The organism is Caballeronia sp. LZ019, from assembly GCF_031450825.1.
Lineage (GTDB): Bacteria > Pseudomonadota > Gammaproteobacteria > Burkholderiales > Burkholderiaceae > Caballeronia.
This window is the reverse complement of sequence record NZ_JARTVZ010000002.1, coordinates 84,602-106,735: the sequence shown is the minus strand read 5'-3', so window position 1 is coordinate 106,735 and position 22,134 is coordinate 84,602. Positions and strand designations below refer to the sequence as shown.

General features: G+C 62.6%; 17 protein-coding genes. 10 read left to right on the top strand and 7 right to left on the bottom strand.

The features are described from left to right. Window positions 1-20: 20 nt before the first annotated feature. Window positions 21-659, bottom strand: a complete 639-nt coding sequence (locus P9255_RS03535; protein WP_309765534.1) for a response regulator transcription factor — start codon at window positions 657-659, stop codon at window positions 21-23. Continuing rightward, window positions 649-2,076: a cache domain-containing protein gene (locus P9255_RS03530; protein WP_309765533.1), complete on the bottom strand. Its 1,428-nt coding sequence runs from the start codon at window positions 2,074-2,076 to the stop codon at window positions 649-651. The genes P9255_RS03535 and P9255_RS03530 overlap by 11 nt, the downstream gene beginning before the upstream one ends. A gap of 160 nt (window positions 2,077-2,236) precedes the next feature. Between P9255_RS03530 and P9255_RS03525 the strand changes: the two genes are divergently transcribed. From P9255_RS03525 to P9255_RS03510, 4 genes are all read left to right on the top strand, one after another. After that, a complete protein-coding gene (locus tag P9255_RS03525; RefSeq protein ID WP_309765532.1) occupies window positions 2,237-4,321 on the top strand; it encodes a carbon starvation CstA family protein in 2,085 nt (694 codons plus the stop codon). A gap of 25 nt (window positions 4,322-4,346) precedes the next feature. Beyond that, window positions 4,347-4,541 carry a YbdD/YjiX family protein gene (locus P9255_RS03520; protein ID WP_035962904.1) on the top strand — a complete coding sequence of 65 codons (195 nt, stop codon included), beginning with the start codon at window positions 4,347-4,349 and terminating at the stop codon, window positions 4,539-4,541. 127 nt (window positions 4,542-4,668) lie between these two features. Continuing rightward, the gene (locus tag P9255_RS03515) at window positions 4,669-4,905 is read left to right on the top strand and encodes a type II toxin-antitoxin system Phd/YefM family antitoxin (RefSeq protein WP_309765531.1); all 237 of its coding nucleotides are present in this window, start codon (window positions 4,669-4,671) and stop codon (window positions 4,903-4,905) included. After that, on the top strand, window positions 4,902-5,297 hold the full coding sequence (locus tag P9255_RS03510) for a type II toxin-antitoxin system VapC family toxin (protein WP_309765530.1): 396 nt from the start codon (window positions 4,902-4,904) through the stop codon (window positions 5,295-5,297). The genes P9255_RS03515 and P9255_RS03510 overlap by 4 nt, the downstream gene beginning before the upstream one ends. Before the next feature lie 66 nt (window positions 5,298-5,363). Here the strand turns inward: P9255_RS03510 and hpnH are convergent, their stop codons facing one another. After that, window positions 5,364-6,521, bottom strand: a complete 1,158-nt coding sequence (gene hpnH, locus P9255_RS03505; RefSeq protein ID WP_309765529.1) for an adenosyl-hopene transferase HpnH — start codon at window positions 6,519-6,521, stop codon at window positions 5,364-5,366. Between the two features lie 13 nt (window positions 6,522-6,534). Next, window positions 6,535-7,500 (bottom strand): 4-hydroxy-3-methylbut-2-enyl diphosphate reductase, encoded by a 966-nt coding sequence (gene ispH, locus P9255_RS03500; RefSeq protein WP_309765528.1) that lies wholly within the window; start codon window positions 7,498-7,500, stop codon window positions 6,535-6,537. 387 nt (window positions 7,501-7,887) lie between these two features. On the opposite strand from ispH, the gene P9255_RS03495 reads away from it, so the two are divergent. Then, window positions 7,888-9,090 (top strand): glycosyltransferase, encoded by a 1,203-nt coding sequence (locus tag P9255_RS03495; RefSeq protein ID WP_309765527.1) that lies wholly within the window; start codon window positions 7,888-7,890, stop codon window positions 9,088-9,090. Window positions 9,091-9,104: 14 nt separating this feature from the next. Here the strand turns inward: P9255_RS03495 and P9255_RS03490 are convergent, their stop codons facing one another. After that, window positions 9,105-9,650, bottom strand: a complete 546-nt coding sequence (locus P9255_RS03490) for a hypothetical protein (protein ID WP_309765526.1) — start codon at window positions 9,648-9,650, stop codon at window positions 9,105-9,107. A 231-nt stretch (window positions 9,651-9,881) separates the two neighbouring features. Next, window positions 9,882-12,128 (bottom strand): NADP-dependent isocitrate dehydrogenase, encoded by a 2,247-nt coding sequence (locus P9255_RS03485; RefSeq protein WP_309765525.1) that lies wholly within the window; start codon window positions 12,126-12,128, stop codon window positions 9,882-9,884. 592 nt (window positions 12,129-12,720) lie between these two features. Between P9255_RS03485 and P9255_RS03480 the strand changes: the two genes are divergently transcribed. Beyond that, window positions 12,721-15,219, top strand: coding sequence for a hypothetical protein (locus tag P9255_RS03480; protein WP_309789160.1), 2,499 nt, complete (start codon window positions 12,721-12,723; stop codon window positions 15,217-15,219). Between the two features lie 127 nt (window positions 15,220-15,346). Then, window positions 15,347-16,204, top strand: a complete 858-nt coding sequence (locus P9255_RS03475; protein ID WP_309765523.1) for a hypothetical protein — start codon at window positions 15,347-15,349, stop codon at window positions 16,202-16,204. A 94-nt stretch (window positions 16,205-16,298) separates the two neighbouring features. Here P9255_RS03475 and hpnA read toward each other — a convergent pair whose 3' ends face one another. Next, window positions 16,299-17,309: a hopanoid-associated sugar epimerase gene (gene hpnA, locus P9255_RS03470; protein WP_309765522.1), complete on the bottom strand. Its 1,011-nt coding sequence runs from the start codon at window positions 17,307-17,309 to the stop codon at window positions 16,299-16,301. A 168-nt stretch (window positions 17,310-17,477) separates the two neighbouring features. Between hpnA and P9255_RS03465 the strand changes: the two genes are divergently transcribed. Genes P9255_RS03465 through P9255_RS03455 form a run of 3 tightly spaced genes read left to right on the top strand, consistent with a single transcriptional unit; the run spans window position 17,478 to window position 22,094 of the window. Then, the gene (locus P9255_RS03465; protein WP_309789159.1) at window positions 17,478-20,636 is read left to right on the top strand and encodes a response regulator; all 3,159 of its coding nucleotides are present in this window, start codon (window positions 17,478-17,480) and stop codon (window positions 20,634-20,636) included. 28 nt (window positions 20,637-20,664) lie between these two features. Continuing rightward, window positions 20,665-21,501: a CheR family methyltransferase gene (locus P9255_RS03460; RefSeq protein WP_309765520.1), complete on the top strand. Its 837-nt coding sequence runs from the start codon at window positions 20,665-20,667 to the stop codon at window positions 21,499-21,501. Window positions 21,502-21,503: 2 nt separating this feature from the next. Next, a complete protein-coding gene (locus P9255_RS03455; RefSeq protein ID WP_309765519.1) occupies window positions 21,504-22,094 on the top strand; it encodes a chemotaxis protein CheB in 591 nt (196 codons plus the stop codon). The last annotated feature ends 40 nt before the right edge of the window (window positions 22,095-22,134 follow it).

Below are 22,134 nucleotides of genomic sequence, written 5' to 3'. Positions count from 1 at the left end.
ACGCGTCACGTCAGGTCACGTCAGGCGCGCCGGTGCTCGACGGCGTATTTGATCAGTTCGGCCTGACCGTCGATCGAGAGCTTGCGCTTCAGATTCAGCCGGTGCGTCTCCACCGTGCGCACCGATAGCCCGTGCTGCTGCGCAATCTGCTTGCTCGACAAGCCCTGCGCGAGTGCATCGAGCACGTCGCGTTCGCGGGGCGTCAGGCGGTCTTGCGGCGTCTGCATCGCCTGTGCCTGGATCATCCGCGCGGCGAGACCCGCCGAGAAGAACGTCTTGCCGGCGAGCACGGCGTCGATCGCGTGGATGATCTCGGCGGCGGGCGAATCCTTCAGCACGTAGCCGCTCGCGCCGGCCCGCACCGCCTGCGTCACGTATTCGACGTTGTCGTGCATCGACAGCATCAGCACGCGGATCGCCGGGAAGCGCTCGTGAAAGCACGCCGCCAGTTCGATTCCGCTCATCCCCGCCATCCCCACATCCATCAGCACGAGATCGGGCCGGCTCGCTTCGTCGGCGGCGAGCGCGAGCGCTTCGGCGCCGTTGGCCGCTTCGCCGGTCACGCGAACATGCGATACGGCGTCGAGCCGGGCGCGCAGGCCGTCGCGCACGAGCGGATGATCGTCGACGATGACGATGCGGGCAGGTTCAAAGTTCATCGGAAAGTCCTGACAGGTTGGGGGCGGCGAGCGGCAGCGGGACGGTCGCCGCGATCGCCGTGCGGCCGAGTTCCGACTGGATGGCGAGCGTGCCGCCGAGCGCGTCGAGCCGTTCGCGCATGTTGCGCAAGCCGAGGCCGCTCGCCGGGCCGTAGAGCGCGGCTTCGGCGTCGAAGCCGCGTCCGTTGTCGCTGACGACGAGGCGCACCGCATTCGCCGCGATATCGAGTGCGACGCTCGCGCGCGTCGCCTGCGCGTGACGCGCGATGTTGTTCAGCGCTTCCTGCGCGATGCGAAACAGCACTGTGTTGACCGGATCGGGCAGCGTCGGGCGCGGCGCGGGGCTGGCCTTGCCGCCCGCCGTCGATTCGAAACGCACTTCGATGCCGTCCTGCCCGTCGAGTTCGCGCGCGAGCTGCTCGAGCGCGGCGGCGAGGCCGAGGTCGTCGAGCATCGCGGGGCGCAGCGCGTGGGAGATGCGGCGCACTTCGCGCAGCGTTCCGGACAAACGCCCGAGCCCGGTCGCGAGCGCGGCTTCCGCAGCCGGCTCGCGCGCCTGGCCGCGTTCGAAACGCGTCAGCGCCGATTCGAGCAGCAGCTTCACGGAAACGAGCATCTGACTGATGCCGTCGTGCAACTCGCGCGACAGCCGCGCGCGTTCCTGTTCCTGCGACTCCACCACGCGCCGCGCGAGGCGCTTCAGCTTCGCGTCCGCGCTGCGATGCTCGCTGATGTTGAGCACGGCCCCGCACAACGCGATGGCCCCGAGCGCCGCCAGCGCGATGCCGCCGATCCACATCACCGTCCGGTCGATGTTCGCCGCCGCCTGCGCATCGATGCGCCCGAGCGTCGCTTCCACATCCTCCAGATAGATGCCGGTGCCGATCATCCAGCCCCAGCGTTCGAGCGGCACGACGTAGCCGAGCTTCGGTGCGAGATGTCCGGTCGATGGCCGCTGCCACACGTAGCGCACATAGCCGCCGCCCTTCGACGCCTCCCGAATCAGCTTCTGGATGGTGAGCGCGCCGGCGGGGTCGCGCATCGTCCACAGATCGCGGCCGACGAGATCCGGCTGGCGCGGATGCATCAGCGACGTGCCCTGCATCGTGTAGACGAAAAAGTAGCCGTCGGGGCCGAAGTCCAGCCGATGCAGCGCGTCGAGCGCGAGGCGGCGGCGCGCGTCGTCGGTGAGCGGATCGGCTGCGGGGGCGTCGTAGTACGGGGCGATGGCGCTGCGCGCAAGCTCGACGTAGTGCCGCAGTTCGATTTCCTTGCTCGACATGTACGCCGATTGCAGGGTCGCGTGCTGCGCGTGCGCGAGCGTCGTCGCCTGATGGCGCACGCCATATTCGATGCCGCCGATCGCCAGCGCAAACGGCACGATCGCCAGCAGGAAGATCTTCGCTTTCAGTTTCATGAAGCTGGAACGCTTGGTGCTCTACGTAATTTCACGTAGGCGGCATACGTAGTTGTCCGGTTGTAAGCGCCCGGACGAAGGCGAATACTACACGCCCGAAGCGTCCGACGGCTCATGCCGCGCGCGCGGACATCGAAGGGCAACTAAAACAGGAGACACCATGAATCGGGCTTCCGGATTCCTGGTCTGGATCGCGCTCGCGCTGCTGGGCGCGTTCGCATTCGGCACCATCGCGCTCGCGCACGGCGAGCGAATCAGCGCACTCTGGATCGTCATCGCGGCGGTCTGCGTGTATCTCATCGCGTACCGCTTCTACTCGCGTTTCATCGCGGGCACCGTCCTCAAGCTCGACGGCTTGCGCATGACGCCCGCCGTTCGTCACAACGACGGACTCGACTACGTACCCACTAACAAATACGTGCTGTTCGGCCATCACTTCGCGGCGATTGCGGGCGCGGGTCCGCTCGTCGGGCCTGTGCTGGCCGCGCAGATGGGCTACACGCCCGGCATGTTATGGATTCTCGCGGGCGTGGTGTTCGCGGGCGCGGTGCAGGATTTCATCATCCTGTTCATCTCGACGCGCCGCGACGGCCGCTCGCTCGGCGATCTCATCAAGATGGAGCTGGGCACGGTGCCTGGCGTGATCGCGCTGTTCGGCGCGTTCCTCATCATGGTGATCATTCTCGCGGTGCTGGCGCTGATCGTCGTCAAGGCGCTGACGGGCTCGCCGTGGGGCACGTTCACCGTCGCGGCGACCATCCCGATCGCGATCTTCATGGGCGTGTACACGCGCTACATCCGCCCCGGGCGTATCGGCGAAGTGTCGATCATCGGCTTCATCGGCCTGATGCTGGCGATCGTCTATGGCCAGCACGTCGCCGAATCGCCGACGCTCGCGCCGCTCTTCACCTTCACCGGCGTCCAGCTCACCTGGATTCTGATCGGCTACGGCTTCGTGGCGTCGGTGCTGCCGGTGTGGCTGCTGCTCGCGCCGCGCGATTATCTTTCGACGTTCCTGAAGATCGGCACGATCCTCGGCCTCGCGATCGGCATTCTGATCGTCGCGCCGGAACTCAAGATGCCTGCGTTCACGAAGTTCGTGGACGGCACCGGGCCGGTCTGGGCGGGCAACCTGTTCCCGTTCCTCTTCATCACGATCGCGTGCGGCGCGGTGTCGGGATTCCACGCGCTGATTTCCTCGGGCACGACGCCCAAGATGATCGACAACGAAGTCAACATGCGCCTGATTGGCTATGGCGCCATGCTGATGGAATCGTTCGTCGCGATCATGGCGCTGGTTGCCGCGTGCGTGATCGAACCGGGCGTCTACTTCGCGATGAACAGCCCGGCTGCGGTGCTCGGCACGACGCCCGAAGCGGTGGCGCAGACGGTGACGTCGTGGGGCTTCACGCTCACGCCCGACATGCTGACGTCGACGGCGAAGGCGGTCGGCGAGACGACGATCATCGCGCGTGCGGGCGGTGCGCCGACGCTGGCTGTCGGGATGGCGCAGATTCTCCATCAGGTGATCGGCGGGCCGACGATGATGGCCTTCTGGTATCACTTCGCCATTCTCTTCGAGGCGCTCTTCATCCTGACCGCCGTCGATGCAGGCACGCGCGCCGGCCGCTTCATGCTGCAGGACCTGCTCGGCACGTTCCATCCGGCGTTGCGCCGCACCGAGTCGCTTCCGGCGAACCTCGTCGCGACCGCGCTGTGCGTCGCTGCCTGGGGCTACTTCCTGTATCAGGGCGTGGTCGATCCGTTCGGCGGCATCAACACGCTGTGGCCGCTTTTCGGCATCTCGAACCAGATGCTCGCGGGCATTGCGCTGATGCTCGGGACAGTCGTGCTGTTCAAGATGAAGCGCGAGCGTTTCGCGTGGGTGACGGTGGTGCCGACGGTGTGGCTGCTGATCTGCACGCTGACGGCCGGCTGGCAGAAGATTTTCGATGCGAATCCGAAGGTCAGCTTCCTTGCGCACGCGGCAAAGCTGCGCGAGGCCGCCGATGCAGGCAAGGTGATGGCGCCGGCGAAGTCGCTGGCGGAGATGCAGCGCATCATCGTGAACGACTATATCGATGCGGCGCTCGCCGGGCTGTTCATCTTCGTGGTGGTGAGCATTGCGGTGTATGGCGTGTTGTCGGTGCTGCGCGCGCGTCGCGAGGCGCGTCCGACGGTGCGCGAGACGCCCTTCGAGCCGATGCCGACGGGCGGCGCGGCGGCCGTGCGCTCCGGCCATTGATACTGCGCGAGGCTAGGAGGCGGCGATGTTCAGCGATCTTCGACAAGCGGGACGATATCTCGGCCAGGCGATGCGCCTGATGGTCGGCATGCCCGACTATGACGCCTACGTCACGCATATGCAGAACACGCACCCGGATCAGCCGGTGATGACGTATGCGGAGTTCTTCCGCGAACGTCAGGAAGCGCGGTATGGGTCGGGGGCGGGGAAGTGTTGTTGATGTAGCCTGCTGCGAGGCATGAGCGATGAAACGCGACGGTGACGAACCGTCGCGTTTTTTTTGCATTCCGCCTATACCGTTCGGACGGGGGTAAAATGACTAGTTCCATGTGACTAGGAACGATATCATGGCTGTCAGGCGAGTTTCAAAATCGGAGTTCAAGGCCAAGGCGCTCGAATACTTCCGGCTCGTGGAATCGACAGGAGAACATATGATCGTGACAGACCACGGAAAGCCGGTGCTAGAAGTCCGGCGTTACGAGCAAACGGCGCTTACGCCTTTGGAGGAACTGCGCGGGAGCGTGTTGTTCTACGAGGACCCTCTCGAACCGGTAGGGTTGGAGGATTGGGAGACGCTCCCATGATCGTCCTGGACACGCACGCGCTTCTGTGGTGGATCGAAGGAAAGGGGCTGAGCAAGCCGGCGCGGGTCGCGATCGATCGGGAAATGAAGGAAGAGGGCGAGATCGCCGTCTCGACGATGACAGCATGGGAGATCATGCTCCTCATCAAAAAGGGACGACTCCGGCTGGCCACGGATGTTGCAATCTGGCTCGACAAGGTCAGCAGAATCGAAGCCGTGCGCTTCGTGCCGGTCGATCGCCACATTGCAATCGCATCGGCCGATCTCCCCGGTAACTTTCATCAGGATCCGGCGGATCGAATGATTGTCGCAACGGCACGCTTTCTATCCGCCCCCTTGCTCACGAAGGACGAGCAAATCAGGACTTATGAGCACGTCAGGACGATCTGGTAGCGGCCAATAGAAAGGGCGGATGCCCAAAGCCATCCGCCCTTCATCATCTGCAACCCAAAGCAAAACTCAATGCGCCGCAGCCGCCGTCTTGGCACCCTTGCCATTCTTCTGCGCGCGCCCGATCTCTTCCAGCTTGATCTCGACGTGCTTCGAGAACACATACTCAGCCGGACGCTGCTTGTCGATCGGCAGTTCCTTCGCATACGCGCCTTCGGTGCGCGGGCCGCGCATCGATACAGCCAGCGCCTTCAGCGGATGCGCGACGGTATCCATCACCGCCGTCGCCTCGAAGCCGCTATGCACCATGCAGTCCGCGCACTTCTCGTAGTTGCCGGTGCCGTACTTGTCCCAATCGGTGGTTTCCATCAGTTCCTTGAAGGTCTTCGCATAGCCTTCGCCGAGCAGATAACACGGGCGCTGCCAGCCGAACACCGTGCGCGCCGGATTGCCCCACGGCGTGCACTGATACGTCTGATTGCCCGCGAGGAAGTCGAGGAACATCGCGGACTGGCTGAACGACCAGTTCTTGCCATTGTTGCCGCGCTTGAAAATTTCCCGGAACAGCGTCTTCGTCTTGTCGCGGTTCAGGAAGTGCTGCTGGTCCGGCGCGCGCTCGTAAGCATAGCCCGGCGATACCGTGATGCCATCGACGCCCATCGGGCCGAGCGTATCGAAGAACTTCGCAACGCGTTCGGGGTTCGCATCGTTGAACAGCGTGCAATTGATGTTCACGCGGAAGCCACGGCGCTTCGCCTCGCGAATGGCCTTGGTCGCCTTGTCGTACACGCCTTCCTGCGACACCGAATGGTCGTGCATTGCTTCGTCGCCGTCGAGGTGGACGGACCAGACGAAGTACGGGCTCGGCTGGTAATCGTCCATCTTCTTTTCCATCAGAAGCGCGTTCGTGCAGAGATACACGAACTTCTTGCGCTCGATGATGCCCCGCACGATCTGCGGCATTTCCTTGTGCAGCAGCGGCTCGCCGCCCGCAATGGATACGACCGGCGCGCCGCACTCGTCGACCGCGCCGAGGCATTCTTCGAGCGACAGGCGCTGATTCAGGATCGGGTCCGGATAGTCGATCTTGCCGCAGCCGTTACACGCCAGATTGCAGCGGAACAGCGGCTCGAGCATCAGCGCGAGCGGATAGCGCTTGTTGCGCGTCAGGTGCTGCTTGAAGATATAGGCGCCTACGCGGGCCTTTTGAAGCATCGGAATAGACACTGATGTCCTCTCCTTATTCTTCGCGAATCGCCGTCGTTGCCGACAATGCGGCAAGCGGCTGCAAGAGCTTCGCGGGGAGTTTGAATTCGACCTTTTCCTCGCGGCCGTTCATCGTCGTGACTTCGACGTGGCCGATCGCGCGCAGGGCATCGATCACATGTTCGACCATTTCTTCGGGCGCCGAAGCGCCGGCCGTGATGCCGACCGTCTGCGCATGCGCAAACCATTCGGCCTTGATCTCGGAACCGTCGGCGACGAGATAGCTCGGCACGCCGCTCTCCGCGCCGATTTCGCGCAGACGGTTCGAATTGGAACTGTTGGTGGCGCCGACCACGAGAAGCACGTCCACCTGCGTGGACAGCTCGCGCACGGCGGCTTGCCGGTTCTGCGTCGCGTAGCAGATGTCCCGCGTGTCGGGGCCGACGATATCGGTGAAGCGGCGCTGCAGGGCATCGATAATGCCGCGCGTGTCGTCCACGGAAAGCGTCGTCTGCGTGACATAGGCGACGGGCGTATTGGCGGGCAGGGCCATGTTCTGCACTTCGGCTTCGCTTTGCACGAGCACGACCTTGCCCGGAATCTGACCGATCGTGCCTTCCACTTCAGGATGTCCCGCATGGCCGATCAGAATCAGCGTGCGGCCCTGCGATACATACTGCCGCCCCTGCACATGCACCTTGGTGACGAGCGGGCAGGTGGCGTCGAGCACGTCGAGGCCGCGGGCGTCGGCATCGCGTTCGACGCTCCGGGCGACGCCATGCGCGCTGAAAATTGCGACTGCGCCGTGCGGCACTTCTTCGAGTTCCTCGACGAAACGCGCGCCCTTGCCTCGCAGGTTATCGACGACGTGCCGGTTATGCACGATCTCGTGACGCACGTACACGGGCGCGCCGTGCCGTTCGAGCGCCCGATCGACGATTTCGATCGCACGGACCACGCCCGCACAAAAGCCGCGGGGTTGAGCAAGGATGATACGCATGTTCGAACGAACTCCGACTGGCGCGGGTTTCGGGTAATCGGGCGGGCCACACATGCTTTCGCTGTCGGGACGCTTCACGCTAACGAGCGCAACGCCCCGGAAAACAACCGGAAAATGAAGGTCCGGTAAGTTTGTCTGCTCGCCGAAGTTGACCGCGTATTCTAACGCGTTCCCTTTTTTAACGCTTGCAGTCGCACGCCTTTGCCTGACGCTGCCGCGCGGTCAAATACGGCGATCGGCGGAAGTCATTACACTATCGGACGCTCGAAGGCGCGCCGGCTGCTTCGTCCGCATTCTTTCATGCGATAGCGTTCGCCCGCCCGCTGCCGTCGCGCATGCCGTCCTCGTTCGTCACCCCTCGTCACCACTGACCGCCCAAGTCTGTCCATGCTACTGATCGCCTGGTTGTCCCTGCTCATCTGGATCGTGCTGCTCTTCGCGCGTGGCGGCTTCTGGCGCGCGCTGCCCGCGCCCGCCTTGTCGCCGGCGACCGTCCATGCCGTCGGCAACGCCGAGATCGCGCGGCGTGGCGCGTGGCCCGCGCTGGTCGCCGTCGTGCCGGCGCGCAACGAAGCCGATGTCATCGGCCGCGCGGTCGGCTCGCTGCTCAGGCAGGACTATGCGGGCGCGTTTCACGTGATCGTCGTCGACGATCACAGCACCGACGGCACCGCCGCCGCTGCGCTCGCCGCCGCCCGCGACCTGGGTCTCGACGACCGCCTGACCGTGCTGACCGGCAAGCCGCTGCCGCCGGGATGGTCGGGCAAGGTGTGGGCGCAGTCGCAGGGCATCGAGGCAATCGACAAGCTCGGCTTGCCCGCCGAATTCCTGCTGCTCACCGACGCGGATATCTACCATCCGGCCGATGCCGCCACGCAACTCGTCACCCGCACGATCCTGGAAGACCGCGATCTGGTCTCGCTGATGGTCCGTCTGCGCTGCGACTCGCTGTGGGAAAAGGCGCTGGTTCCCGCTTTCGTGTTCTTCTTCGCGAAGCTGTATCCGTTCGCGTGGGTCAACGACGCCAGAAAGATGACGGCGGGCGCGGCGGGCGGCTGCATGCTCGTGCGCCGCTCGGCGCTCGCGGAAGCAGGCGGCATCGAATCGATCCGACGCGAACTCATCGACGATTGCAGTCTCGCGCTGCGCATCAAGCATCGCGCGGGCAAGGCCGATGCACGGCCGATCCGGCTCGATCTCGCACAAAGCAGCGAATCGCTGCGTCCATACGACGACTGGCGTGAAATCTGGAACATGATCGCGCGCACGGCGTTCACGCAGTTGCGCTATTCGCCGCTGCTGCTCGCGGGCACGGTGCTCGGCATGGCGGTGATTTATCTGGCGCCGCCGGTGTTGTCGCTCGCGTGGGGCACGCGCGCCTGGCCGGCTTGCGCCGCATGGGCGATGATGTGCATCGCCTATGGTCCGATGCTTCGCTATTACCGCAGGTCGTTGCTGTGGGCGCCGCTCTTGCCGCTCGTCGCGCTGTTTTATGTCTCGGCGACGATCGGTTCGGCTGTGCGTTACTGGCGCGGCAAGGGCGGGCAGTGGAAGGCGCGCGTTCAGGCGCCGACGCAGGAGAATCTGTGACGATGCGGGCCGGCTCAGCGCTTCGTCAGCATCGCGTATAGCTCGACGACCATATCCGGCGAAAACGTGAACGGCACCCAGCCGTGACCCGTGTGACGCATGAGGAGCAGGCGGTCGCCATTGGCCTGCTTCTGTACCGCCATCACCGGATTCTTCGTCGATGCGAAACGCCAGCCGGGCGCAACGCCCATCGGCTGTTCGGCCGACATCGACGCCCGCACGTTCGACAACTCCTGGATCAACTCCGAAACGCCCTCGGGATTCAGCAACACGGACTGGCCCGCGATGGTCATCTGGATCGCATCGCGGTCGGGCCGCGACACCGTGAGCGTGGGGGGTGTCGCTGCTTCGGGCTCGCTCGCCGTTTTCAGCGCGCCGGGCTCCGCCGGCACGCCGACCTGCTCGTCATCGAGAGCATGAACGGGCAGCGGCGCGGGTGCATCGCTGGCGGTTTCGTCGGATGATGAGACAGCGGGCGCAACGGAAGCGGGAAGGGTGGCGGCCCGGAGGAGCGTATCGAGGCTCGACTCCAGCGCGCCGAGCTGGTCATGTAGATTCATGCGAGTGTGTATGTCTTGCGAAGCTGGCAGCGAGGCAACGATTCTACCCGCTCGCTTACGCGCGAGCCGGCACACGTTGTAACCAAATGCGTGAGAACGCGAAGCGGACGGCGTACATGCGTCCGCGTGCTGACGGAAAACAGCGAGGAGGGTGCGCGGCGGCGTCGCTCGAAACGAACCGAACGACGCCGCGCGAGAGGCGCGAGCCAAAGCGCCCGCGCCAATACGGCGTTACTTGACCTGCGCTTGCGACAGCACGGCGTTGAACGTCTTGCTCGGACGCATGACCGCTTCGAGCTTCGCGTCTTCCGGCTTGTAGTAGCCGCCGATATCCGCTTCGCTGCCCTGTACGACGGTCAGTTCCTCGACGATCTTCTGCTCGTTCTCGGCCAGGCTCTTTGCCAGCGGCTTGAAGAACTCGGCGATGTCGCGGTCTTCCGACTGGCCCGCGAGCTCCTGCGCCCAGTACATCGCGAGATAGAACTGGCTGCCGCGATTGTCGAGCTGGCCGGCCTTCGGCGACGGGCCCTTGTTGTTGTCGAGCAGCTTGCCGGTCGCGGCGTCGAGCGCCTTCGCAACGAGCTTCGCCTTCGCGTTATTGCTCTTGATGCCGAGCTCTTCCAGCGATACCGCCAGCGCGAGGAACTCGCCGAGCGAATCCCAGCGCAGGTGATTTTCCTGCACGAGCTGCTGCACATGCTTCGGCGCCGAGCCGCCCGCGCCGGTTTCGTAGAGGCCGCCGCCCGCCATCAGCGGAACGATGGACAGCATCTTCGCGCTCGTGCCCAGTTCCATGATCGGGAACAGGTCGGTCAGGTAGTCGCGCAGGATGTTGCCGGTGGCCGAGATGGTGTCGAGACCGCGAATCACGCGTTCGAGCGTGTAACGCATCGCGCGGACTTGCGACATGATCTGGATGTCCAGGCCTTCGGTGTCGTGATCCTTCAGGTACGTCTCGACCTTCTTGATGAGCTCGTTCTCGTGCGGACGATACGGGTCGAGCCAGAACACCGCCGGCATGCCGGAGTTGCGCACGCGCGTGACGGCGAGCTTGACCCAGTCGCGGATGGGCGCGTCTTTCACGAGGCACATGCGCCAGATGTCGCCTTGCTCGACCTGCTGCGTGAGCGATTCGAGGACTTCGTTCGTCGCGTTGTCGACGATGCGCGCCGTGCCGTCCTGCGGAATCTCGAAGGTCTTGTCGTGCGAGCCGTATTCTTCGGCCTTCTGCGCCATCAGGCCGACGTTCGGCACGGTGCCCATCGTGCGCGGATCGAATGCGCCGTTGGTCTTGCAGAAGTTGATGATTTCCTGATAGATGCGCGCGAACGTGCTTTCCGGAATCAGGCACTTCGTGTCTTGCGGGCGGCCATCGGCGCCCCACATCTTGCCGCCGGCGCGGATCATCGCGGGCATGGAGGCATCGACGATCACGTCGTTCGGTGCGTGCAGGTTCGAGATGCCCTTTGCGGAATCGACCATTGCCAGCGACGGACGGTTTTCATGGCACGCGTGCATGTCGCGGATGACTTCATCGCGCTGGGAATCGGGCAGCGCCTCGATCTTCGAGTACAGATCGACGAGGCCGTTGTTCACGTTCACGCCGAGTTCTTCGAAGAGCTTAGCGTGCTTGGCGAACGCATCCTTGTAGAACACCTTGACGGCGTGGCCGAACACGATGGGGTGCGAGACCTTCATCATGGTCGCCTTCACGTGCAGCGACAACATGACGCCGGTCTTGCGCGCGTCTTCCATCTGGTCTTCGTAGAACGCGACGAGCGCTTTCTTGCTCATGAACATGCTGTCCACGATCTCGCCGTCCTGCAACTTGACCTTCGGCTTCAGCACGATGGTTTCGCCGCTCTTGGTGACGAGTTCCATGCGCACTTCACGGGCCTTGTCGTTCGTGATGGACTTTTCGCCGTGATAGAAGTCGCCATGCTTCATGTGCGCGACGTGCGTGCGCGAAGCCATGCTCCATTCGCCCATGCTGTGCGGATGCTTCTTCGCGTAGTTCTTGACGGCGAGCGGCGCGCGGCGGTCGGAGTTGCCTTCGCGCAGGACCGGGTTCACCGCGCTGCCGAGGCACTTCGAGTAGCGTTGCGCGATGGCCTTTTCTTCGTCGTTCTTCGGCTCTTCCGGATAGTTGGGCACCTTGTAGCCCTTGCCCTGCAGTTCCTTGATGGCCGCGACGAGCTGCGGCACCGACGCGCTGATGTTCGGCAGCTTGATGATGTTGGTGTCGGGCAACTGCGTGAGGCGGCCGAGTTCCGCGAGGTTGTCCGGAACGCGCTGTTCTTCGGTCAGAAACTCGGGAAATTCGCCGAGGATGCGGCCTGCGAGGGAGATGTCGCTTGTTGCGACGTTGACGCCGGCCGGCGTCGTGAAGGTGCGGATGATCGGCAGAAAGGCGCTGGTCGCGAGCAGCGGAGCTTCGTCGGTCAGGGTGTAGATGATGGTGGGTTGCTGATTACTCATCGCTAGTCTCGACATCCAGAAACAGGTTGGGAAGAAATCCGCCGGTCGCACCACCCCGGCATCAATCCGCTATTTTGCCTCATTTCAGGCGCGAGGCGTGTGAAAGCCGGTGCGCCATCGGGTATGAAACGGCAGTTTTTCCTTTCCGATCAGCGACTTAATAATTTTTGGGTCTTATAGAAGAGTTGGTTCTAAAGCTTCCTTGCTGCCTAGTTTTCCTCCATCCTATGTCGCTCTTTGATGGAGTTCGACGCCCCAGCGTCTCACGTGTGCGGTAAGGCCGCAGCCGGGTAAAAGCGGTTAGTCGGAATTAACCGTTGCTCCGTCTGCCGAATTCATCTCGAAAATTGCATTCGTCTCTAATTTCAATTAAAAGACGCCTTTCGCTAACCGAGGTAGAAGAGCCGGAACTCCCGCGACAATCGGACTTCGCTCTGAAACGTAACGTAACAAGTCGGTATCGGCGAACGGCATCTGAGGAGTCGGACATTAATGAGCGTGTGAGCACTTCACGAATCTAGAGTTTCGCTAAGCATGTCCACAAGTTGGTTCGCCGAGAATCAACAGCAGATATTGATATAAACATCCGACAATGATCATTACGTTTCCATTTGAAGACGATCCGTATTACAGTGCGCCGCCACCAGCGTCCTACGCGACATCGGCTGCGGCGGCACTCACTACGCCCGGCCTGGTTAAGAAGTACTCCGATTTGGCGCGCGGCGCTAATGGCGGCAATTTTCCCGTCGGCAAAAATCGCTTCTGGCACGGAGGGGTGCATCTCCAGGGAACAAGGCCGATCCGTGCGGTTGCCGATGGGACGGTCGTTGCATACAGACTGGATAGTGATTACACGGACAGTGCGCTCGATGTCCAGACTCAAGAGGAAAGCCAAGGAAATGCGAAGCAAATTCGCCCTCGGCAATTCAGCGCTAGCTTCCTTTTAATTCGGCACGAATGCGAGAAGAACGACGGCGGGAACGCGCTGAATCGCTACACAGGGGCACACTTCTATTCCTTGTACGCGAACCTGATGCCAAAGCGCGCTCTCAACGACAAGCCTGCGTTGCCGCCATTCCTAACGACTGGAGAAGACGTTCTGTTCGTCAGCGGACTCCGTGGCGACAAAGTGACGGTACTGGAGGTCAACAGCGACTTGCACCGCATGACGAAGGTGCGAGTGACCGATATCAATACGAATGCAGCCGTGGAGGGGTGGCTTGACCACATCTATCTGGACCTCGATCCTGCCAGGCCCCCTAGGGTTTCTGACCTTGTTCGGCTTAGCTATCCCATCTGCGCGCTTTACGCTTGCCATCCGTCGGAGAGAAGATGGCGGCCCTTGGACGCCGTGAGAACGATCTCGCATCCGGTGCGTGTCGGAGAGATCATCGGTTATGCCGGAAAAACCGACGGACCATCGGGTGTGCTCGAAGACTCGTTCCACTTCGAGATATTCACCGCAGAGAATACGTTGGTAAGGCAGATGATGCCGCTCGAGCCTGGGAGAATCGCGGATCCTTACGCAGCACATCAGGAATATGCAGATGCGCGAGACGGCCGAAGCGATGGCATGGGAAAGGTCTGGTTGACCAGAAATGCCAACCTGGTAAAGGACAAATTCCCAGCGACCGTCGTCGCTCCGACAGACCTGGTTTTGTTTCCAGCGGGATCGTGCTTCGTCACTGCTGTTCCCTGCAGCGCGGAAGGTCGGTCGGGAATCGTTCCGTCGGAACTCAACGCTTACAAGCTGTTTGACCTCAACCGCGATATCTATTACGCGTACGCTTCGGAAGACCATGCCACGGCAGATGGCCGCGAGCTCTTGAAAGATGCCTGGGTTACGTTGACGACGGACGCCGACTGGAGTTCACGTGGATGGCACACTTACAAGGACAAAGAACTCAAGGCTACGGAAGATGCTTTCGTAGAGGACGACGATGCAGTCATGCAAGCGATACTGAACGCGGCGCACAGCTCTACATCAACTTTCAGTCTCACTGACTTGCAAACCGAAGGTATGGAAGTACTGCTGCGTAGAACCGCTGTCCATTTCCACACCGAATGGGACAGCGATGACAATGCGAGGCGCTACGACAGGCTCAGGACCGGCGAAGATCATCCGTTACCTGGACTCACGGAAAAGCAATTTGGTGCGTACTTGCGCGATATGGAACAGCAGCAATTTTGGTCCAAGGCAGCGGTCGCGTCTGATGGCGTGAGCGGTTCCAAACTCGAGCTCTTGACTGTTCCGATGAATGCAAAGAATTGGCATTTTCATCCCATCGGTTTTCTGGCAGACATCCGGGAGTGTTTGACCACCAATGCGGCGCTTTCGGAAGAGTCTTTCGAAATCGAGATCCGTGCCAATTGGTATATCGCACTGAAGCTCATAGAGAAGCGGCTTGAGCAACTGAACCCGTGGAAGGATGCGGACGCGCTTCTTCCGCCGCCGCCTCCGCCGAACAAGCACATCTCACAAACAAGCCCGAATCATCAAGAAGCCGGGAAGCAGTCCGATCGAGTACTCTGGGAGAAGTTTATCTATTGGTTCGGCGTCGATCCGAACACCATCACGATGCCCGAAACGTTACACGGCCAACTTCCGGCAGCGCCGGCAGGTCATCATGTGTGCTCTTACCTCCAGGGCATGCGCCAGTTCTTTCGTCATCTCTCGATGCACCGTGTGACCAAGGGCTCGCATGGACTTGAGGCTGGCGCTTGGGTATTCCCTGCGCACTACCCATGCCGACCGCTCGTGCCGGCCGAAGCGAACTTCGAGATGGAGTTCATCAACATCGGGCCTCAATACGGTCTTCGCTTTGCTCCCTTTCGGCAAACAATGCTTTTCATCGATCAAAATCGATTGCAAGTGCAACTGCATGAGGTCGCGCATCTTCGAAACACCGCTCATGCAAAAGACCAGAAGGTCTCGCTTCCCGCCGGAGTGGACGATCCCGATCGGATCAACGGTACCACCGCTTATCATCACATGACGGCGCGGATTCTTGCTGAATATTGTCCCGAGCGAGCATTAGCTAACGCTGAAAACATTTCCTTCTTCATCGAGAGCGTAAAAGATGAACTGTAATCCCGTGCGCGTGCGCGGCAGTTCTCGTTGCGCATATGCAATCGCGTGTCTCATTTTTTTTATGGGGTACGCTTGTTCTGAACCAACGCCCGCGGCAACCGTAGACGACGGCGAGAGAAACAGTAGTATGGTAAGCAAACAACCAACGGCTGATTCAGCAAATCAAACAATGATCCCCGACAATAAGATCAACTGGATCAAGAATCGGCTTGTAGCCACGATATCTTTCATAGATGGTACTGTTCGGAGCGACAGCGTAAAGGTAAGAATCAATGTGATGATTACCAATCCGACCGACGATGATATCCGTGCGACGTGGATGCCTACGCCAGATGATTATCCTATTCGACTGTACTGCAACGGCAAACAGATAAATCCTTTTCCTGCAGAACCCGTCGACCGGCCCTTATCGACTGTTATGCCACCGTCTGACGAACAACTTCTGGCCAATCGGTATGTGATCAAGGCGAAAGAACATATGAAAAGCCCGATTCCCTTGGGCCTCGCCATCGAGAATAGTCGATTGCTGACTGGAACACATACCTACGAGATAGTTTATTGGCAGACCCAACTCGACTGGATCGACGTGCGCGATGTGCTCGAGCGCACGGACGCGCAGGGCAGGGGCCGCATGCGGTATCCGATCACCGACAACGCGCCATCCAATCGCCTTTACTTCAAGGTGTACAAGCCGACCGAAGAGGATGCGGCGCGGGGGCGCAAGATCGAGTTTCTCGGCGAGGTGGATGCGAAGACGCAAGTGCCGCCTCCGCCCCGCGCGCGTCCCGGCGATTTTGCCCCGCAAACGGGCTATTGGTCTGCTGTCGGCGATTCCATCAGAGCGATTGGGGGTTACCACGAGGTGTTCGTTAAGGGCGGTGACTCAATGCCCAATCTTCCCGGCAATCTAGGCGTTGATCCTTTCAGCTTTGAATGGCAGTACGTCGGCGACGCCTCAGCAAAGCAAGGCGAAAGCGGCCAATAGACCGACTCGGCCAGTACAGCCGTGACCGGCTACAAGCCGTCAACAGTCCAAATCCAGGTGCGCCCGTTGAACCGGCGAGGCGCGCCGGGCCATTTCACCCCCCCAAATACCCATTCTCCCGAAACCACTCCAGCGCGTCCCGCAGCCCTTCGCGGTACGGCCTCGCCCGATACCCCAGCTCCCGCTCGGCCTTCGCCGACGTGAAGTACATCTTGTTCTTCGACATCTTCAGGCCGTCGACGGTCACGAACGGCTCCTTGCCGCTGACCTTCGCGTACAGTTCCGCGCCGATCGCGAGCGGATACAGCGGGCCGCGCGGCAGGCGGATCGTCGGCGGCTTGCGGCCGACCAGGCCCGCGATATCCCCGAGCATCTGCTGCAACGGCAGGTTCTCGCCACCGAGGATGTATCGCTCGCCGATGACGCCGCGCTCCAGCGCGAGGAAGTGACCATGCGCGACATCGTCGACATGCACGAGATTGAGGCCCGTATCGACGAACGCGGGAATCTTGCCCGTCGCCGCCTCGACGATGATGCGCCCGGTCGGCGTCGGCCGCACGTCGCGCGGGCCGATCGGCGTCGACGGGTTCACGATCACGGCGGGCAGGCCGTCGTTCGCGACCATGCGCTCGACCGCGCGCTCGGCCAGCACCTTGCTGCGCTTGTACGCGCCGATGGTGCTTGCCGCATCCGAGGGCTTCGTCTCGTCGACGATCGCGCCGGAACTCGTCACCTTCAGGGTCGCGACGCTGCTCGTGTACACGATCCGCTCGACGCCCGCCGCGAGCGCCGCGCGCATCGTGGCTTCCGTGCCCTGCAGGTTCGCGCGCTCGATTTCGCCGGGATCGGGCGCCCAGATGCGATAGTCGGCGGCGACGTGGATGAGATAGCGCACGCCTTCGAGCGCCGCGCGCATCGACGCTTCGTCGCGCATGTCGCCCACGACGATCTCCGCATCGAGCGATTCCACGTTCTTGCGCGGACTCGTCGCGCGCACCAGCATGCGCACGTCGAAACCGCGTTCGATGGCGAGCCGCGCAACCGCGGACCCGACGAACCCCGAAGCGCCGGTGACGAGCACGCGTGAGCCGGAATAATCAGTCATTGTTACCTCTTCGATGCGCCTCGCGCGCGGGGCTTCGGAACAAGTTCCGCGCGGAAATCGCCGTTTCAATCGGCCGCTCAAGCCCATGTGACAAGGCGTTGCGGCTCGTGCTATGGTCCGTGCCTGCTGCGGGGCGCGCGGCCTCGCAAACGTCACTACCGGTCAACGATGCAAGAAGACAATCGCCACCACGCTCTGTGGATCTACATCGCCATCACGCTTTCGCTCGCGGTGGTGTTCGCCGTCGACGTCCTCACGCCGATGCGCTCCGCAATCTGGGTGTTTTACGTGCTGCCCGTCGTGCTCTGCATGTGGGTGGACCGGCCGGGCGTGCCGCTCGTCACGGCGGGCGCCGGGTCGGTGCTGATGATCCTCGGCTACGTGCTCGCCACCGGCGATGCGCCCACTTCGCACGAAGTGCTCCAGCTCAATCGCGCGATGGGCATTTTCGTGCTGCTCGTGCTGGCCGTGGTGGCGCATCTATATATCAAATCGCGGCTCGCCATACAACGCACCGCCTGGCTGCAGCAGGGCATCATGCAGATGAGCCTGCAATTGCGCGGCGAACAGTCTCCCGCTTCGATCGGCGTCAGCATCCTTCGTTCGCTCGTGCCCTACGTGGACGCGAAGGTCGGCGTCGTCTATTCGCTGGATGGCGACGCGCTCGTCCGCATCGCGGCCTGGGCGCTTCCCGATGAAAACGGCGCGCCGCGCAGAATCGCCATCGGCGAAGGGCTCGTCGGCCAGGCCGTGCAGGACAAGCGCCTGCTCGCACTCGGCGATGCCTCCGCGCATTATCTCAAGGCCGGTTCCGCGCTCGGCTCGGCGGCGGCGTCGCGCGTGGTGATCGCGCCGCTTTTCGCCGATGGCGATATCGCCGGCGCGGTCGAAATCGGTTTCGTCGGCAAGGAAGGCCGTTTCGACGATGCCCGCACGCTGCTCGAAATGGCCGCCGAAGCGATGGGCATGGCCATGCGGTCGGCGCGGTATCGCACGCGGCTCGTCGAATTGCTGGAGGAAACGCAGCGGCAAAGCGAAGAGCTTCAGGTGCAGCAGGAAGAACTGCGCGTCTCGAACGAGGAACTGGAAGAGCGCGGCCGCGCGCTGCAGGATTCGCAGGCGCGCCTCGAGCAGCAGCAAGCCGAACTCGAGCAGACCAACGTGCAGCTCGAGGAGCATGCGCAGCATCTGGAGCGCCAGAAGACCGAACTGCTCCACGCGCAGCAGGAGCTGACCGCGAATGCGCTCGAAATGGAGCGCGCGAGCCAGTACAAGTCGGAGTTCCTCGCGAACATGTCGCACGAACTGCGCACGCCGCTCAATAGCTCGCTGATTCTCGCGAAGCTGCTGGAGGACAACCGGCAGGGCAATCTCACCGAAGAGCAGGTGCGCTACGCCGCGACGATCCATTCGTCCAACAGCGACCTGCTTTCGCTCATCAACGACATTCTCGATCTGTCGAAGGTGGAAGCCGGTCAGATGGACGTGCAGTTCGCTCCGGCCGCCGTCGAATCGCTGATGCAGGCGCTCCGGCAATCGTTCGCGCCGGTCGCGGAAACGAAGGGGCTGCAGTTCGTCACCGAAGTGGCCGGCGATGTCCCGCAATACTTCGTCACCGACAGCCAGCGGCTCTTGCAGGTGCTGCGCAATCTGCTCGCGAATGCGTTCAAGTTCACCGAGCGCGGCAGCGTGACGGTCGCGGTGCAGCGCGCCGGCGACGACGCGGTGCGCTTCGAGGTGCGCGATACCGGCATCGGTATTCCGCGCGACAAGCAGGACCTCATCTTCCAGGCGTTCCAGCAGGCCGACGGCACCACGAGCCGCAAGTACGGCGGCAGCGGTCTGGGGCTCTCGATTTCGCGCGAGTTCACGCGTCTTCTGGGCGGCTCGGTCGGCGTATCGAGCGAAGTGGGCCGTGGCAGCGTGTTTTCGGTGACGCTGCCGATTACCGCGCGCGAAGGCACCGTCACCGCGAAGCTGGATACGATCGGCCACATGAGCGAGCCGGAGCCCGCCGCGGTCAAGCCGCCGCCCCCGCCGATGCCCGCGCCCGTGCAGCCGCCAGCGCCACCGCAGCCGCAGCCGGAACTGCAGACGCCGAGGCCCGAGCCGCAAGGCATTGCCGATGACCGCGCGAACCGGCAGCGGCCGGACCGCGTGATTCTCGTCATCGAGGACGACCGGCGCTTCGCGAATATCCTCTACGATCTCGCGCACGAACTGGACTTCGATTGCGTGCACGCCGCCACCGCGACGCAAGGCGTCGAGCTCGCGCGCTCGCTGCAGCCCAATGGCATCCTGCTCGACGTCGGCTTGCCGGATCAGTCCGGCCTCACGGTGCTCGAATGGCTCAAGCACGATCCGCTCACGCGTCATATCCCGATCCATATCGTGTCCGCGACCGATCATGCCGATGTCGCGCTGCATCTCGGCGCAATCGGCTACACGCTCAAGCCGAGCGCGCGCGACGAACTCGCGCAGGCCATCCGCAAGCTCGAAGCGCGGTCGTCGCAAGGCATGCGGCGCGTGCTCGTCGTGGAAGACGACCTCGTGTTGCGGCAGAGCATTCACGCGTTGCTTGCAAGCGAGACCGTGGGCATCGTGGAGGCGGGATCGATCGCGCAGGCGCTCGAAGAACTGCAGCGCGCGAGCTTCGATTGCGTCGTCATGGACCTGGCGCTACCCGATGGCTCGGGCTATGAACTGCTCGAGAAAGTATCGACGAGCAGCGAGTTTTCGTCGCCGCCGGTCATCGTCTATACGGGGCGGCAGATTTCGCAGGAAGAAGAGCAGCGGCTGCGCCGTTACTCGAAATCGATCATCATCAAGGGCGCGAAGTCGCCGGAACGCCTGCTCGACGAAGTCACGCTTTTCCTGCATAGCGTCGAGAGCGCGTTGCCGCCGGAACAGCAGCGCATGCTGCGCGCGGCGCGTCAGCGCGACGACGTCTTCGAGGGCCGCACGATCCTGCTCGCGGAAGACGACGTGCGTAACATCTTCGCGTTGTCACGCGTGATCGAGCCGCTTGGCGCGAAGCTCGAAATCGCGCGCAACGGACGCGAGGCGCTCGAGGCGCTGGCGCGCCATGAGGACATCGATCTCGTGCTCATGGACGTGATGATGCCCGAGATGGACGGGCTTACCGCGATGACCGAAATCCGCAAGCGGCCGGAGCACGCGCGCCTGCCGATCATCGCGCTGACCGCGAAGGCGATGCAGAGCGATCGCGAAAAATGTCTCGAGGCGGGTGCGGACGATTACATATCGAAGCCCATCGATGTGGATAAGCTCGTTTCTCTGTGCCGCGTGTGGTTGCGGCAGCGATGAATCAAAGACCGACGCAACGACCGACGCGATGAACGACAGCAAGCACGATGAAGAAGCCACGTTCGACATCGAACTGAAGCTGATTCTCGAAGCCATCTATCTGAGGTATCAGCACGACTTCCGGCACTACTCGGTGAGTTCGCTGCGGCGCAGGCTCGCGCAGGCGGTGCACGATCTCGACTGCGCGACGCTCTCGCAATTGCAGGAGCGCATACTGCGCGAGCCGGCGCTGTTCGCGCGGCTCTTTCAATACCTGACGGTGCAGGTCAGCGAGATGTTTCGCGATCCCTCGTATTTCCGTGCGATCCGCGAGCAGGTCGTGCCCGTGCTGCAGACTTATCCGTCGATCAAGGTGTGGGTGGCGGGCTGCAGCAGCGGCGAGGAACTATGGTCGCTCGCCGTGCTGTTCGCGGAAGAAAAGATCGCGGACCGCACCGTGTTCTATGCAACCGACATCAACGCCGAGGCGCTGCGTCAGGCCGAAAGCGGCATCTATCCGCTGGAACGGCTCGCGGGCTTCAGCCAGAACTATCTCGCGGCAGGCGGCAAACGTTCGCTTTCCGATTACTACCATGCGGCCTACGGCGCGGCGAAGTTCTCGCAAACGCTCAAGTCGCGCGTGGTGTTCGCCGACCATAGCCTCGCCACCGACAGCGTGTTTCTCGAAGCGCAGCTCGTGTCGTGCCGCAACGTGCTGATCTATTTCGATCGCGCATTGCAGGACCGCGCGCTCGGTCTGTTCAGCGATTCGCTCGTGAGGCGGGGCTTTCTCGGGCTCGGCAGCAAGGAGAGCCTGCGATTCTCGAAGCACGCCGACAGCTTCGCGGACTTCAATCCGCGCGAACGGCTTTATCAAAAGGTATAGCGATGAGCACCATCGACGCCATCGTGATCGGCGCTTCGGCGGGTGGCGTCGAAGCGCTCAATCTGCTGCTGCCCGCGTTGCCGCGCGACTTCGCACTGCCGGTGCTGATCGTCGTGCATGTGCGGCAGGGGCAGCCGAGCCTGTTGCCGGGGCTTTTCGCCGAGCGGTGCAACATCGCCGTGCAGGAGCCGTTCGACAAGGACGTGATCGCGCCCGGCGTCATCTATTTCGCGCCGCCCGGCTATCACATGATGGTGGAGGCCGAAGACGGCGCGCCGCCCGCGATTGCGTTATCCGTCGATCCGCCCGTGCGCTTCTCGCGGCCTTCCGTGGACGTGCTCTTCGAATCGGCGGCGCATGCGTATGGCGAGCGGCTGCTCGGCGTCGTGTTGTCGGGTGCGAACGATGACGGCGGGCGCGGCGCACGCGCCATTCGCGATGCAGGCGGCGTGTGCTGGGCGCAGGACCCGAAGACGGCCTCGGCGCCGGCGATGCCGCAGGCGGCTATCGCGCAAGGCGCGGTCAGCGACATCCTGACGCTGGACGACATGGCCTCGCGCCTCGCCGCGCATACACGCCGGACGCAAAGATGAACGCTATGAACGAAGGCATGGCCCAAGCAAGGAGTCACCA

What these genes read in the sequence shown, in the direction of transcription:
- P9255_RS03475 (WP_309765523.1), top strand. Translation starts at nt 15,347, where the DNA reads ATGGTAAGCAAACAACCAACGGCTGATTCAGCAAATCAAACAATGATC.
- P9255_RS03455 (WP_309765519.1), top strand. Translation starts at nt 21,504, where the DNA reads ATGAGCACCATCGACGCCATCGTGATCGGCGCTTCGGCGGGTGGCGTC.
- ispH (WP_309765528.1), bottom strand. Translation starts at nt 7,500, where the DNA reads ATGCGTATCATCCTTGCTCAACCCCGCGGCTTTTGTGCGGGCGTGGTC.
- P9255_RS03530 (WP_309765533.1), bottom strand. Translation starts at nt 2,076, where the DNA reads ATGAAACTGAAAGCGAAGATCTTCCTGCTGGCGATCGTGCCGTTTGCG.
- P9255_RS03515 (WP_309765531.1), top strand. Translation starts at nt 4,669, where the DNA reads ATGGCTGTCAGGCGAGTTTCAAAATCGGAGTTCAAGGCCAAGGCGCTC.
- P9255_RS03520 (WP_035962904.1), top strand. Translation starts at nt 4,347, where the DNA reads ATGTTCAGCGATCTTCGACAAGCGGGACGATATCTCGGCCAGGCGATG.
- hpnA (WP_309765522.1), bottom strand. Translation starts at nt 17,309, where the DNA reads ATGACTGATTATTCCGGCTCACGCGTGCTCGTCACCGGCGCTTCGGGG.
- P9255_RS03510 (WP_309765530.1), top strand. Translation starts at nt 4,902, where the DNA reads ATGATCGTCCTGGACACGCACGCGCTTCTGTGGTGGATCGAAGGAAAG.
- P9255_RS03490 (WP_309765526.1), bottom strand. Translation starts at nt 9,650, where the DNA reads ATGAATCTACATGACCAGCTCGGCGCGCTGGAGTCGAGCCTCGATACG.
- P9255_RS03485 (WP_309765525.1), bottom strand. Translation starts at nt 12,128, where the DNA reads ATGAGTAATCAGCAACCCACCATCATCTACACCCTGACCGACGAAGCT.
- P9255_RS03480 (WP_309789160.1), top strand. Translation starts at nt 12,721, where the DNA reads ATGATCATTACGTTTCCATTTGAAGACGATCCGTATTACAGTGCGCCG.
- P9255_RS03465 (WP_309789159.1), top strand. Translation starts at nt 17,478, where the DNA reads ATGCAAGAAGACAATCGCCACCACGCTCTGTGGATCTACATCGCCATC.
- P9255_RS03460 (WP_309765520.1), top strand. Translation starts at nt 20,665, where the DNA reads ATGAACGACAGCAAGCACGATGAAGAAGCCACGTTCGACATCGAACTG.
- P9255_RS03535 (WP_309765534.1), bottom strand. Translation starts at nt 659, where the DNA reads ATGAACTTTGAACCTGCCCGCATCGTCATCGTCGACGATCATCCGCTC.
- P9255_RS03495 (WP_309765527.1), top strand. Translation starts at nt 7,888, where the DNA reads ATGCTACTGATCGCCTGGTTGTCCCTGCTCATCTGGATCGTGCTGCTC.
- P9255_RS03525 (WP_309765532.1), top strand. Translation starts at nt 2,237, where the DNA reads ATGAATCGGGCTTCCGGATTCCTGGTCTGGATCGCGCTCGCGCTGCTG.